12 protein-coding genes are annotated in these 12990 nt (G+C 73.9%); 9 read left to right on the top strand and 3 right to left on the bottom strand.

Translation table 11 applies throughout. From position 1 onward, the window contains the following. The first annotated feature begins 116 nt into the window (after positions 1-116). The 5 genes from ABZ449_RS30485 to ABZ449_RS30465 all read left to right on the top strand — a co-directional run bounded on the left by ABZ449_RS30485 (position 117) and on the right by ABZ449_RS30465 (position 6099). Positions 117-1079 (top strand): Ppx/GppA phosphatase family protein, encoded by a 963-nt coding sequence (locus tag ABZ449_RS30485; protein WP_360352623.1) that lies wholly within the window; start codon positions 117-119, stop codon positions 1077-1079. Between the two features lie 746 nt (positions 1080-1825). Further along, on the top strand, positions 1826-2629 hold the full coding sequence (locus tag ABZ449_RS30480) for a sugar phosphate isomerase/epimerase (protein ID WP_360352676.1): 804 nt from the start codon (positions 1826-1828) through the stop codon (positions 2627-2629). Positions 2630-2684: 55 nt separating this feature from the next. Beyond that, positions 2685-3455, top strand: coding sequence for a methyltransferase domain-containing protein (locus tag ABZ449_RS30475; protein WP_360352621.1), 771 nt, complete (start codon positions 2685-2687; stop codon positions 3453-3455). A 139-nt stretch (positions 3456-3594) separates the two neighbouring features. After that, positions 3595-5439, top strand: coding sequence for a dihydroxy-acid dehydratase (gene ilvD / locus ABZ449_RS30470; RefSeq protein WP_360352619.1), 1845 nt, complete (start codon positions 3595-3597; stop codon positions 5437-5439). Between the two features lie 135 nt (positions 5440-5574). Beyond that, complete coding sequence (locus ABZ449_RS30465; RefSeq protein ID WP_360352617.1) at positions 5575-6099, top strand: hypothetical protein; 525 nt, start codon at positions 5575-5577, stop codon at positions 6097-6099. Between the two features lie 18 nt (positions 6100-6117). Here ABZ449_RS30465 and ABZ449_RS30460 read toward each other — a convergent pair whose 3' ends face one another. Together ABZ449_RS30460 and ABZ449_RS30455 are read right to left on the bottom strand one after the other, a co-directional pair. Continuing rightward, a complete protein-coding gene (locus ABZ449_RS30460) occupies positions 6118-7449 on the bottom strand; it encodes a hypothetical protein (RefSeq protein ID WP_360352615.1) in 1332 nt (443 codons plus the stop codon). Positions 7450-7645: 196 nt separating this feature from the next. Further along, positions 7646-8095: a hypothetical protein gene (locus tag ABZ449_RS30455; RefSeq protein ID WP_360352613.1), complete on the bottom strand. Its 450-nt coding sequence runs from the start codon at positions 8093-8095 to the stop codon at positions 7646-7648. A 166-nt stretch (positions 8096-8261) separates the two neighbouring features. Here ABZ449_RS30455 and proC point away from each other — a divergent pair, with 166 nt between their 5' ends. Together proC and ABZ449_RS30445 are read left to right on the top strand one after the other, a co-directional pair. Continuing rightward, on the top strand, positions 8262-9089 hold the full coding sequence (gene proC / locus ABZ449_RS30450) for a pyrroline-5-carboxylate reductase (protein ID WP_360352611.1): 828 nt from the start codon (positions 8262-8264) through the stop codon (positions 9087-9089). A gap of 145 nt (positions 9090-9234) precedes the next feature. Continuing rightward, complete coding sequence (locus ABZ449_RS30445; RefSeq protein WP_360352609.1) at positions 9235-10515, top strand: MFS transporter; 1281 nt, start codon at positions 9235-9237, stop codon at positions 10513-10515. 28 nt (positions 10516-10543) lie between these two features. On the opposite strand, the gene ABZ449_RS30440 is transcribed toward ABZ449_RS30445, so the two are convergent. Beyond that, positions 10544-11008 carry a hypothetical protein gene (locus ABZ449_RS30440; protein WP_360352607.1) on the bottom strand — a complete coding sequence of 155 codons (465 nt, stop codon included), beginning with the start codon at positions 11006-11008 and terminating at the stop codon, positions 10544-10546. Positions 11009-11246: 238 nt separating this feature from the next. On the opposite strand from ABZ449_RS30440, the gene ABZ449_RS30435 reads away from it, so the two are divergent. Together ABZ449_RS30435 and ABZ449_RS30430 are read left to right on the top strand one after the other, a co-directional pair. Continuing rightward, on the top strand, positions 11247-12443 hold the full coding sequence (locus ABZ449_RS30435; protein ID WP_360352605.1) for an acetoin utilization protein AcuC: 1197 nt from the start codon (positions 11247-11249) through the stop codon (positions 12441-12443). Between the two features lie 225 nt (positions 12444-12668). Beyond that, complete coding sequence (locus tag ABZ449_RS30430; protein ID WP_045699258.1) at positions 12669-12878, top strand: helix-turn-helix domain-containing protein; 210 nt, start codon at positions 12669-12671, stop codon at positions 12876-12878. Positions 12879-12990 lie beyond the last annotated feature (112 nt).

The raw sequence follows: 12990 nt of genomic DNA, 5'->3' as shown, positions 1-12990 counted from the left end.
CGCGCGGACGACCCGGGCCACCGGATCACCGCCGAGCCCGCCGACCGGTCCCGGACCAGCGGGAATACCGCCGTACCCCCTCTCGCCAGGGCACGGATCGCGTAGCGTGGAGAGTTATGCGACTCGGTGTGCTCGACGTAGGTTCCAACACGGTCCACTTCCTCGTGGTGGACGCCCACCCGGGCGCTGCTCCGCTGCCCGCGTACTCGCACAAGGCCGAGCTGCGCCTGGCCGAGCTGCTGGACGCGGACGGCGCGATAAGCGAGGCCGGCGTCGAGCGACTGGTCGGCCACGTCGCCTCCTCGCTGCGGGTCGCCGAGGACAAGGGCGTCGTCGACATCCTCCCGTTCGCCACCTCCGCCGTGCGCGAGGCGGCCAACGGCGAGGAGGTGCTGCGCCGGGTGACCGCCGAGACCGGCGTCGAGCTGCGCGTGCTGTCCGGGCAGGACGAGGCCCGGCTCACCTTCCTGGCCGTCCGCCGCTGGTTCGGCTGGTCCTCGGGCCGGCTGCTCAACCTGGACATCGGCGGCGGCTCGCTGGAGATCGCCTGCGGCCTGGACGAGCAGCCGGACGTCGCCTGCTCTCTGCCGCTGGGCGCCGGCCGGCTCACCGCCCGCTGGCTGCCGGGTGACGTCGCCGACCCGGACGGGCTGCGCGAGCTGCGACGCCACATCCGGGCCGAGCTCGCCACCGTGGTCAGCGAGATCAACCGGCTCGGCCCGCCGCGGCACGCGGTCGCCACCTCCAAGACCTTCAAGCAGCTGGCCCGGATGACCGGCGCCGCCCCCGCGGACGCCGGCCCGTACGCCGACCGCCGGCTCACCCGCAGCGGGCTGGCGTCCTGGCTGCCGCGGCTGTCCGCGATGACCGTCGCCGAGCGCGCCCGGATCCCCGGCGTCTCCGAGGGCCGGGCCAAGCAGCTGCTGGCCGGCGCGCTGGTCGCCGACGCCGCGATGGACCTGTTCGGCCTGGAGGAGCTGGACGTCTGCCCGTGGGCGCTGCGCGAGGGCATCATCCTGCGCCGGCTGGACACCATGGACAGCCCCGCCGACCGTCGCCGCCCGGCGCTCACCCCGTAACCCGGGCACCCCCGGGCCCCCGGGCCGTCCGAGCCGTCCGGGCGCCCCGGGCACCCCCGGGCCCCCGGGCCGTCCGAGCCGTCCGGGCGCCCCGGGCGCCCCGGGCCCACACCGGTCGACCGCCCGGCACACCACGCCGGGACAACGTGCCGATGGTCACTGCGCCGGTCATCCCGCTCCGTTCGCAGCGTGCTCCGCTTACGCTGTCTCCCGTGGTGCAACCAGCGGGCGAGGACGGAACGCAGGAGGGCCGCACTCCCGGGAACGGGCAGTCGCGGCCGGACGCCCCGCGCCGCCGGCTCGGCAAGGCGGTCACGGCCGCCACCGCCGCCCAGGCCGCCAAGCAGGCCGCGAAGGCCGTCAAGGCCGCCCAGCGCACCGCGAAGACGGCGGCGGCGAAGACCGCCGGAGCGAAGGCGTCCCGCGCGGAGACGACCCGAGCGAAGACGGCCGCAGCCAAGACCGCGAAGACGGCGGCAACGAAGACGACCGGGCCGAAGACGACCGGGGTGAAGTCCGTGAGGACGGCGAGGACCAGGCAGCACCCCGCCACCCCCAAGCCCGCCGCCCCGCACCCCGCCACCCCCAAGCCCGCCGCCCCCAAGGAGACCCGCACCGCCCGGGCCGCCGGCGCCGCCAAGGCCGCCGTCCAGTCCGTCCGCTCGGTCAAGGCCGCCAAGCGCGACGCAGCCCGCCCGCCGCTGCTGCGCACCACCGACCGCCTGGTGCTGCCCCGGCACCCGGCCCTGCACATCCCCGACACCAAGGTGGTGCTGTCCACCGCCTCGGTGTACCCGGCGAGCACCGCCGTCGCCTTCGAGCTGGCCGCCAAGCTCGGCTACGACGGCGTCGAGGTGATGGTCTGGAACGACCCGGTCAGCCAGGACGTCGACGCCCTGCGCCGCCTCTCCGACGCCCACCAGCTGCCCATCCTGGCCGTGCACGCGCCCTGCCTGCTGATCACCCAGCGGGTGTGGACCACCGACCCGTGGACCAAGCTGGTCCGGGCCCGGGCGGCGGCCGAGAAGCTGGGCGCGAGCGCCGTGGTCGTCCACCCGCCGTTCCGCTGGCAGCGCCAGTACGCCCGGGAGTTCGTCGAGGGCATCCACCGGATGGCGGGCGAGACGGACGTCCGCTTCGCCGTCGAGAACATGTACCCGTGGCGCTACCGCGACCGCGAGATGCTCGCGTACGCGCCGGGCTGGGACGTCACCGACGAGGACTACCGGCACTTCACGATCGACCTCTCGCACGCGGCCACCTCCCGGATCGACACCTTCGCCATGGTCGAGCGGATGGGCGACCGGCTCGCCCACGTCCACCTGGCCGACGGCAGCGGTTCCGGCAAGGACGAGCACCTGATCCCCGGCCGTGGCAAGCAGCCCTGCGCCGAGCTGCTGGAGCACCTCGCCCGCACCGGCTTCGACGGTCACGTGGTGCTGGAGGTCAACACCCGGCGCTCGGCCTCCCCCGCCGAACGCGAGGCCGACCTGGCCGAGGCCCTCGCCTTCACCCGTTTGCACCTCGCCACCCCCTCGCGCGTACGCTGAGTCGCCGGGTCCGCCCGGACACGAACGACACGAACTGCCGTACGGAGGGGGACGCATGACGGAGAGTCGGGACTACCGCGAGGCTGCCGTGAGCTTCGGCGGGGTCGCCGCCGAGTACGAGCAGGGTCGCCCCGGCTACCCCGGCGAGCTGTTCGACGCGCTGGAGCGGCTCTGGGGCCGAGGCCTGGACGGTGCCCGCGTCCTGGACGTCGGCGCCGGCACCGGCATCGCCACCCGGCTGCTGGCCGCGCGGGGTGCGGAGGTCGTCGCCGTCGAGCCCAGCCCCGGCATGGCCGCCCGGTTCCTGCTCTCCTCGCCCGTCCTGCCGCTGGTCCGCGGCACCGGTGACGACCTGCCCTTCCACGACCGCTCCGCCGACCTGGTCACCTACGCCCAGGCGTTCCACTGGACGTACCCCGAGAAGTCCGTCCCCGAGGCGATCCGGGTGCTGCGGCCCGGCGGTGCCGTCGCCGCCTGGTGGAACGTGCACGACGAGACCGTGCCGTGGGTCCGGGCCAGGAACGAGCGGATGGCCGCCGCCCTCCCCGGCCGCTTCCACGGCTACGGCGGGATCGGCGGGCACGTCAGCCACTTCGCCCCGGCCGGCCTCGCGGTCGAACGGACGGTGCTGCACTGGGAGCGGCGGGTCACCGTCGAGCACGTGCTCACCGACCTCACCTCCCGCTCCTACCTGGCCTCGCTCGGCCCCGAGGAGCGCGCGCCGGTGCTGGCCGCCGAACGGGAGGCCATGGTCGCCGCGTTCCCGGACGGCATCGTGGTCGAGCCGTTCAGCCTCGACCTCACCGTGGCCGTCAAGCGGGACTGACCGGGGGGCCCGCCGCCTGCCCGCATCGCGGACGGACCGTCCGCCGGCCGGACGGCGGGCGTAGGCTCGGTACCCACAGCGGCCCCCGGACCCTCCCAGCAGCGGGGTGCCCGCGAGAGCCCCGAAGGAGTGGAGCACAGTGCCCGAGCTGAGGTCCCGTACGGTCACCCACGGTCGCAACATGGCAGGCGCCCGGGCGCTTCTCCGGGCGGCCGGCGTAGCCCGCGAGGACTTCGGCAAGCCGATCATCGCGGTCGCCAACTCCTTCACCGAGTTCGTCCCCGGGCACACCCACCTCCAGCCGGTCGGCCGGATCGTCTCCGAGGCGATCAAGCGGGCGGGCGGCATTCCGCGCGAGTTCAACACCATCGCCGTGGACGACGGCATCGCGATGGGCCACGGCGGCATGCTCTACTCGCTGCCCTCGCGCGACCTGATCGCCGACTCGGTCGAGTACATGGTGAACGCGCACTGCGCCGACGCCCTGATCTGCATCTCCAACTGCGACAAGATCACCCCGGGCATGCTGATGGCCGCGCTGCGCCTGAACATCCCGACCGTCTTCGTCTCCGGCGGCCCGATGGAGGCCGGCAAGGCCACCCTGGTCGACGGCACCGTGCGCAAGCTCGACCTGGTCGACGCGATCTCCCAGGCGGTCAACGAGAACGTCTCCGACGAGGACATCGCGATCATCGAGGAGAACGCCTGCCCCACCTGCGGCTCGTGCTCCGGCATGTTCACCGCCAACTCTATGAACTGCCTGACCGAGGCGATCGGCCTCTCGCTGCCGGGCAACGGCTCGGTGCTCGCCACCCACACCGCCCGCAAGGCCCTCTACGAGGACGCCGGCCGGACCGTCGTCGAGATCGCCAACCGCCACTACGGCCAGGACGACCACTCCGTGCTGCCGCGCGCGATCGCCACCCGCGCCGCCTTCGAGAACGCCATGGCCCTGGACATCGCCATGGGCGGCTCGACCAACACGATCCTGCACCTGCTCGCCGCCGCCCAGGAGGCCGAGCTGGACTTCGACCAGCGGGCCATCGACGCGATCTCCCGCAAGGTGCCCTGCCTGTCCAAGGTCGCGCCGAACGGCTCGTACTACATGGAGGACGTGCACCGGGCCGGCGGCATCCCGGCCATCCTCGGCGAGCTGTACCGGGGCGGGCTGCTCAACGAGGACGTCCACACCGTGCACGCCGACTCGCTCGCCGAGTGGCTCAAGACCTGGGACGTGCGCGGCGGTTCGCCCTCCGCGGAGGCCGTCGAGCTGTGGCACGCCGCCCCCGGCTGCGTCCGCTCCGCCGAGGCCTTCTCGCAGTCCGAGCGCTGGGAGTCGCTGGACACCGACGCCGTCAGGGGCTGCATCCGCAGCGTCGAGCACGCCTACTCGGTCGAGGGCGGCCTGGCCGTGCTGTACGGCAACCTCGCCGAGGACGGCTGCATCGTGAAGACCGCCGGCGTGGACGAGTCGATCTGGACCTTCAGCGGCCCGGCCGTCGTGGTCGAGTCCCAGGAGGACGCGGTCGAGGCGATCCTCGCCAAGCGGGTCAAGGAGGGCGACGTCGTCGTCATCCGCTACGAGGGCCCCAAGGGCGGCCCGGGCATGCAGGAGATGCTCTACCCGACCTCGTTCCTCAAGGGCCGGGGCCTGGGCAAGGCCTGCGCGCTGGTCACCGACGGCCGCTTCTCCGGTGGCACCTCGGGCCTGTCCATCGGCCACGCCTCCCCGGAGGCGGCCTCCGGCGGCACCATCGCGCTGGTCGAGGACGGCGACACCATCGCCATCGACATCCCCGGCCGCCGGATCTCCCTGGAGGTGCCGGACGAGGTCCTGGCGGAGCGCCGCCGCGCCCTGGAGGCGGCGGGCGGCTACCGGCCGAAGAACCGCGAGCGGCAGGTCAGCCAGGCCCTGCGCGCCTACGCGGCGATGGCCACCTCCGCCGACAAGGGCGCCGTCCGGGACGTGTCCAAGCTCGGCTGACGGCGGCCGGGCCCGTACGGAACGACGCCGGGCCCGTACGGAACGACGCCGGGCCCGTACCCGACGAGGAGGAGCCGTCCCACCGGCCGGGACGGCTCCTCCGCCGTGTGGGGCGACCGGGTGATAATCGACGACGTGAGTGAGCAGCCCCCCATCCCCGCCCCCGCCCCCGCCCCCGAGCCGGCGCCGATCCGCTGGTTCGGCACCAGCTGGCTGAACCGGGACGACGGCTACTGGCTGCGCCGGGTCGCCGTGTCGATCGGCGCCCTGGTCGCGGCGGCCGCCGTGGTGCTGCTGCTGCGCTTCGGCGTGGAGGGCATCGCCCTCTCCGACAGCGGCACGTTCCTCAACGGGCTGCTGACCGCCGCCATCGCGGTCTGCTCGATGATGGCCGTGCGGCGCACCTGGAAGGTGCTCACCGAGGGCAAGGACCAGCTGACCGGCTGGATGGCCGAGGACAAGTCGCTCGGCGCGGTCTGGTTGATCGGCGGCGCCGGCTCACTGCTCGCCTATTTCGCCCGGAGCCTGGTCGAGGCCCCCGGCGAGGCGGTCCAGCGGGCCGCCTACGAGCGGGCCGTCGTCCAGCACGAGAAGCGCCAGGCGAGCCGTAGCCGCCGGCCCGACGCCAAGGCGCCGGGCCGGGCCAAGCGCAAGCGCTGACGCCTCCCGCGCACGGACCTAGGTCCGGCTGACGCTGCCGCACTGGTCGGCCGGGGCGATGTCCTTGCTCCGGTCGTACGGGTCGGTGGTCGGACCGGTCGGCGCCGGGTCGTGGCTCTCGAACTGCTGGAACTGCGGGTGCAGGAAGCCGTCGTAGACGTCGCAGGCGCTGTTGCCGGCGTCCCACTGGGTCTTGTCGAACACCAGCTTCTTCGCGTCGACCTTGTAGTGCTTCGGGTCGTAGAAGCGGATGTCGTCGACCTTGCGCACGATGGTGCGGGTCGTCCAGGTGTCGCCGGTGTTGGCGGCGGCCGCCCGGGAGGCGAGGCCGGCCGGCTTGGCGGTGCCGCCCGGCGCGGTGCCCGGCGCGGTGCCCGGCGTACGGCGGCGGGACGAAGCCAGCTTCTCCGCGTCCGGGCCCGGCTGCAGCGGGTAGACGAAGGTGAAGTCGGTGTGCACCAGCACGCCCCCGTCCCCGTCCCCCTCGTAGCTGATCCGGCCCTGGACCTTGACGGTGGTGCCCACCAGGGCGGCCTCGCGCGGGTCGAAACGGGTGAACCAGCTGGTCGGGTCGGTCTCCTTGGTGGGGTGGTCGAGGGCGGCGCCGGCGTTCGCCCGGTCCGCGCGGTCGAGCATCGCCAGCGAGGCCTCCGGCCGGGCACCCGCGATCACCTGGGGGTCGAGGTTGGCGGCCGTCAGGTAGGTCTTGACCGACTGGAGTTGGTCGGCGACCTCGTCGGCCGAGAAGACGCCGACGGCCTTGGCCTCGGGCAGCACGAAGGCCTCCTGGCCGTTCGGCCAGCCCTCGGCGGGAGAGCCCTTCCAGGGGCGGTCCACGGTCGGCTGGTCGTCCGGGGTGGCCGGTGGCGCCGCGGTCGGCTTGGCGGTCTCCGGGGCGACGGTGGGGAGCGGGACGGGGGCGGCCGAGGAGCTCTTCCAGACGTGGTCCGAAAACCACGTGCGCAGCCCGTCGACGTTCATGACGGAGAGCACCACCGCGACGGTCAGCACCACGAGCAGCGGCGCGCGCCAGCCGCGGCGGCGCGGGCGCGGGTTGCCCCACGGGTCGAGCGCGGCGGGCTTCGGCTTGCGGCCGAACCGGCCCTTGGCCGCGGACGGGCCGTCGTTGACCGAGCGGCGGCCGCCCGGATCGACCGGCGGAGTGTGCTTCCACCGGGCGGACAGCATGCGGGTGCGCCCGCTCTGCTCCTTGACGGTGGCCCCGCGGACGAACTCGTCGTCCAGGACGAGGCCGGCGAACGGGTCCTTCTCACCCGTTCCGGACGGGTCGGACCCGCCCGGCTCGTCGCCTCCGGAGGGGCGCGGTTGCGGATCTTCGGCTATCGGCATCGCGCCAGTATGACGACGGGGGGTGACGATGTGCCGATCGGGGGCACACCGGGTGGTGAACTCGCGCGAGTCGGGTGACGGTTCACCCCGCTTCGTCCGGAACCTCGCCGGCGTCCTGAGCCCCGCACTCCGAGCCCGAGCCCTGCCCCGAGCCCTGCCCCCGAGCCGGAGCCCGAGCCCGAGCCGGAGCCCGAGCTCAGCCCTTGCCGCGGGCCTGCTTGACCGACCCGACCGCCCCGGCGATCGCCAGCAGCAGGCCGGCCGGCAGCAGCGAGACGAAGAAGGCGCCGAACAGGCCCGCGTCGCCGAGGAACAGCTGGGCCAGCGTGTTCAGCGCCAGCAGGCCGCCGGCCGCCGGGAGCGCGGACTGCCACGGGTGCTCGTTCGCCCAGCGGCGCAGCCGCCGGTCGGTGGTGTCGCGCCGCAGTCGCCCGCCGACGGTGCCGACCAGGAAGAAGAAGAACAGACCCCAGCCGGCCGGTGAGGCCAGCATGCTCAGCGACCAGTTCCCGGAGATCGCCTCGATCCCCAGGGCCGTCGCCCCCACCACCGCACCGACCCCCGCGGCGGTCCGCCACGGGCCCACGGTCGCCGAGGCGACGGCGAGTTGCCGGTTCTCACGTCGGGACATTTCGTCGTGTGCCATGCCTCCACGGTGCGCTCGCCGGGGCCGGGAGGCCATAGGGGAAACCCCGAGTTTTCTCCCTAGGGGCAGGGTCGTTCGGGTGCGGGGCGACCACGGAGCGGACGGTCCCCGCGCGGGCCGCCGGGCGGTGCGAGGATAGCCGCAGTACCGAGGCAAGGAGCGGACCATGGGCAGCAGCGCGGCGCACGGACAGAAGATCGCCTTCCTGGGCACCGGCAAGATCGGAGAGGCCCTGCTCTCCGGTCTGCTGCGGGCCGGCAAGAACCCGGCCGACGTCCTGGTGACCGCCCGCCGTCCGGAGCGGGCGGTCGAACTCGCGGCCCGCTACGGCGTGGTGGCCGTCTCCAACGCCGAGGCCGCCAAGCTCGCCGACACCCTGATCCTCGCGGTCAAGCCGCAGGACATGGGCACCCTGTTGGAGGAGCTGGCCCCGCACGTCGGCGCGGACCGGCTGGTGATCTCGGCCGCGGCCGGCGTCCCCACCTCCTGGTTCGAGGAGCGGTTGGCGGCGGGCACCCCGGTGGTCCGGGTGATGCCCAACACCCCGGTCCTGGTGGACGAGGGGATGAGCGTCATCTCGGCCGGTTCGCACGCGGGGGAGGAGCACCTGGTGCGTGCCGAGGAGATCTTCAGCTCGGTCGGCAAGGCGCTGCGGCTGCCCGAGTCCCAGCAGGACGCGGCCACCGCGCTGTCCGGCTCCGGTCCGGCCTACTTCTACTTCCTGGTCGAGGCGATGACCGACGCCGGCATCCTGCTCGGGCTGCCCCGGCAGGTGGCGCACGACCTGATCGTGCAGTCCGCGATCGGCGCCTCGGTGATGCTGCGCGATTCCGGCGAGCACCCGGTGAAGCTGCGCGAGGCGGTCACCTCCCCGGCCGGCACCACCATCGCGGCGATCCGCGAGCTGGAGAACCACGGGGTGCGGGCCGCGCTGCTCGGCGCCCTGGAGGCGGCCCGGGACCGCTCCCGGGAGCTGGCCTCCGGCGGCAAGTGAGCCGGGCCCCGCGGTGAACGACCGCTGCGCGACCCCTCCCGCAAACGCGGCGCACCCCCTACGCTCTCGCCAACATCGTCCTACCGGCCGGTAGTGGGGCCGGCGAGGTCGGCGAGGTCCGTGTGGAGTCCGCCTGGAGGTCCGCTTGAGTGCCGCACCGCCCGCACGGCCCGTCCCGTCCGTCCCGTCCGCCCCGGCGCCCGGCCTGCGCGCGGGGCGGGCCGCGCTCACCGCCAGCTTCCTGCTCCAGGGCACCACCTTCGCCCTGCTGGTCACCTGCATCCCGGAGATCCAGCACCGGTACGGGCTGAGCGACGCGCTGCTGCCGGTCTTCCTGGCCGCGGTGCCGATCCTGGCCGGGGTCGGTTCGATCGTCTCGGAGCAGCTGGTGAAGCGCACCGGCGCGCGGGCCGTGCTGCGGGTGGTCCAGCCCGCCGTCTGTCTCAGCCTGGCGGCCGTCGGGCTGGGTGGCGGGCTGTGGCAACTCGCCCTGGCCCTCGGCGCGTTCGGGCTGCTGGTGGGCGGGCTGGACGCCAGCATGAACATGGTGGGAGTGGGGCTCCAGCACCGCTACGGCCGCTCGATCATGATCGGCTTCCATGCCGCGTTCAGCCTCGGCGGCATCATCGGCGCGGCCCTGGCGGGCCTCGGCTCCCACTACGACCTCGGGCTGCCGGTGCTGTTCGGCACGGCCGCCGCGGTGATCGCCCCGCTCGCGCTGCTGGCCGGCACCCTTCCCCGGCCTTCGGCCGGGGGGATCCCCGCCGCCGGCCCGGTCGAACCCGGCGACGCCGTCCGGGACGCCGTCCGGGACGCCACCCGGGAGGCCGCCGGGGCCGCCGCCCGGCCCGTCCCCTGGCGTCCGCTGCTGCCGCTCTGCCTGGCGATGGCCTTCACGTACATCGCGGACGCCTCGGTCTCCAACTACAGCGTCAAGTACCTCACCGACGGGCTGGGCAGCCGGGAGGACCTCGCCAAGCTCTCCTACCTGGGCTACATGGTCGCGATGCTGCTCGGCCGGGCCCTGGGCGACCGCGCGGTGCAGCGTTTCGGCGCCGTCCCGGTGGTCCGCACCGGTGCCGCGCTGGCCGCGCTCGGCTTCGGGCTGGCCGCCGTCGCGCCCGCCGCCTGGGCGGGCATCGCCGGCTTCACCGTGCTGGGCTTCGGCATCTGCGCGATCATCCCGCAGGTGTTCGCGGCCGGCGGCCGGCTCTTCCCGGCCGACTCGGACGCGGTGGTGGCCCGGCTCAACCTCTTCAACTACGTGGGTTTCCTGCTCGGTTCGCCGCTGGTCGGGGCGATCGCGGACGCGAGCTCGTACCGCTGGGCGCTGCTCGCCCCGATGCTGCTGGTGCTCGCCGTCCTGCCGCTGGCCGACCGCTTCGCCCCGGAGCCCGCGCGAACGGCGGCCCCCGCCGTCGGGTGACGGCGGGGGCGGTGGACGGGACGTGGGGTCAGCTGATCACGGTCTGGAGCTCGGGCAGCCCGTAGGTCCAGCCCTGGTCCTTGGCCGTGGTGGTGCCGCCCACCTGGCCGAACTCGTAGTAGACGTACGGCGCCCAGTTCAGCGTGTACGGCGCGGAGCCCCAGGCCGGGGTGTCGGTGATCTTGACGGTGAGCGTGACGCTCTTCGTCGCTCCGGGCGCGATCGGCGCGTTGAAGTGGAAGTTGGCGCTGTTCCCGCTGAACGCGCAGTCGGAGGTGTCACCGGTGCAGCTGACGACGGTGAACGCTCCGGCCTGCGAGTTGGCCGGCCAGGTCGGCTGGACGGCCTCGTAGGCGAAGTAGATCGGGCTGTTCTCACTGTTGGTGAGCGACAGCGTCAGGGTCAGCTGGTCTCCCGCCTTGGCCGTCGACTTGTCGACCGCGAAGGTGGTGCCGCTGACCGCGGCGGAGGCCGGCTGGGCAGCGAAGAACACGCCAAAACCCAGTATTGCAGCGAGAATTACCCCAAGGCGTTGCACGCTGAATGGCTTCATGGCGGAGAGGATATGGAGTCGCGGCGCGTTTGTCTGTACCGCCTCAACACCCGCCTCCACAGTTGCCCCACAACTTCCGTAGTTTCATCGCGCACCTGGCGTCCGCGCGTTCCCGGGCGTTGCGCCCCGGCGCGCCCTGGAGGCGGTCCGGCCGCCGCCACCCGCTACGGTGGAGGCCATGCCCGAAGCCGAGCGTGACACCCCCTGCGGCCTGCACCTCTTCTGGGACGAGGCCGTCACCGCCTACGACTTCGGCCCCGGCCACCCCATGGACCCGACCCGGCTGGCCCTCACCATGCGCCTGGTCGAGGCCCTCGGGCTGAGCGCCGGGCCCGGGGTGACCGTCCGCTCCGCACCGCCGGCCGGCGAGTCCACCCTCCGGCTGGTGCACACCCGGGACTACGTCGAGGCGGTCCGCGATGCCGCCGCCCACCCCGAGCGCTCCGACCCGCTGCACGGACTCGGCACCGACGACAACTGGTCCTTCCCGGCGATCCATTCGGCCTCGGCGCTGATCGCGGGCCAGTCCGTGGCCGCCGCCGAGGCGGTCTGGCGCGGCGAGACCCCACACGCCGTCAACTTCACCGGGGGGCTGCACCACGCGATGCCCGGCAAGGCCTCCGGCTTCTGCGTCTACAACGACCCGGCGCTGGCCATCGCCCGGCTGCTCGAACTCGGTGCCGAGCGGGTCGCCTACGTCGACGTGGACGTCCACCACGGCGACGGCGTCCAGGCGGCGTTCTGGAACGACCCCCGGGTGCTCACCGTCTCGCTGCACGAGCACCCCGCCACGCTCTTCCCGCAGACCGGCTGGTCGATCGAGACCGGCGGCGAGGACGCCCCCGGCTCCGCCGCCAACCTGCCGCTGCCCGCGGGCACCGGCGACGCCGGCTGGCTGCGCGCCTTCCACGCCCTGGTGCCCGAACTGCTCGACGCGTTCCGGCCACAGGTCCTGGTCACCCAGCACGGCGCCGACACCCACCTGGAGGACCCGCTCGCCCACCTCGCCGTCACCGTGGACGCCCAGCGGCTGATCGCCGAGGCGCTGCACGACCTCGCCCACCAGCACGCCGGCGGCCGCTGGGTGGCCACCGGCGGGGGCGGCTACGCCGTGGTGGACGTCGTCCCGCGCACCTGGACCCACCTGGTCGCCACCGCCGCCGCCCGGCCCGTCGACCCGGCGACCGAGACCCCCGAGTCCTGGCGCGCCGAGGTCTACCGTCGCACCCGCCGCCCCGCCCCGCTGCGGATGACCGACGGCGCCCGCCCGGCCTGGCGCGACTTCGATTCGGGTTACGATCCGGCCGACCGGCTCGATCAGGCCATCCTCGCCACCCGCCGGGCGGTGTTCCCCCATCACGGACTGCTGGCCTGAACCCGCCGCCCCGGCGCCGCCCCGGCAGGGCCGTGCGTACGTCGGGCGGTGCCATCGGCCGATCGGCTACGTACTGCAACAGTCCTATCTCTCACCGTACGAGGACTGCACTTCCCCTCTTCCCACTGGTACCACCCATAACTACTCTGGGGATACACGTGTGCCGGTGGAGTCACCGGAGGGGAAGCCGGTGCCTTGCACACGGGTAAGGGTCGGGTGATGGTCATGAGTTCCGTCGAGCGCCCCCTTCAGGAAGTCGTCTTCCTGACCGTGGCGGAGGTCGCCGCGGTCATGCGGGTGTCCAAGATGACGGTGTACCGGCTGGTGCACAGCGGAGAGCTGCCGGCCATCCGGGTCGGACGGTCCTTCCGGGTGCCCCAGCAGGCGGTGCACGAGTACCTCAAGGAGTCCTACGTGCGGCTCGAGAGCGCGTAGGGGCGGGGGGGGGCGGGGGGGGGGGGGCGCGGGGGGGCCCCCCCCCCCCCCCCGGGGGGGGGGGGGGGGGGCGGGGGGGGGGGGGGGGGGGGGGCCGGGGGGGGGCAGGGCG

This window comes from Kitasatospora sp. NPDC005856 (genome assembly GCF_040629945.1).
In the GTDB taxonomy this organism is placed as follows: Bacteria; Actinomycetota; Actinomycetes; order Streptomycetales; family Streptomycetaceae; genus Kitasatospora.
Note: the sequence above shows the minus strand (reverse complement) of the source record. Positions and strands in the feature narration are given on the sequence as shown.

Bases quoted from the DNA above. Each gene is read 5' to 3' on its own strand.
- ABZ449_RS30435 (WP_360352605.1), top strand. From the start codon at position 11,247: ATGCCCGAAGCCGAGCGTGACACCCCCTGCGGCCTGCACCTCTTCTGG.
- ABZ449_RS30485 (WP_360352623.1), top strand. From the start codon at position 117: ATGCGACTCGGTGTGCTCGACGTAGGTTCCAACACGGTCCACTTCCTC.
- ABZ449_RS30430 (WP_045699258.1), top strand. From the start codon at position 12,669: ATGAGTTCCGTCGAGCGCCCCCTTCAGGAAGTCGTCTTCCTGACCGTG.
- ABZ449_RS30460 (WP_360352615.1), bottom strand. From the start codon at position 7,449: ATGCCGATAGCCGAAGATCCGCAACCGCGCCCCTCCGGAGGCGACGAG.
- ABZ449_RS30455 (WP_360352613.1), bottom strand. From the start codon at position 8,095: ATGGCACACGACGAAATGTCCCGACGTGAGAACCGGCAACTCGCCGTC.
- proC (WP_360352611.1), top strand. From the start codon at position 8,262: ATGGGCAGCAGCGCGGCGCACGGACAGAAGATCGCCTTCCTGGGCACC.
- ABZ449_RS30475 (WP_360352621.1), top strand. From the start codon at position 2,685: ATGACGGAGAGTCGGGACTACCGCGAGGCTGCCGTGAGCTTCGGCGGG.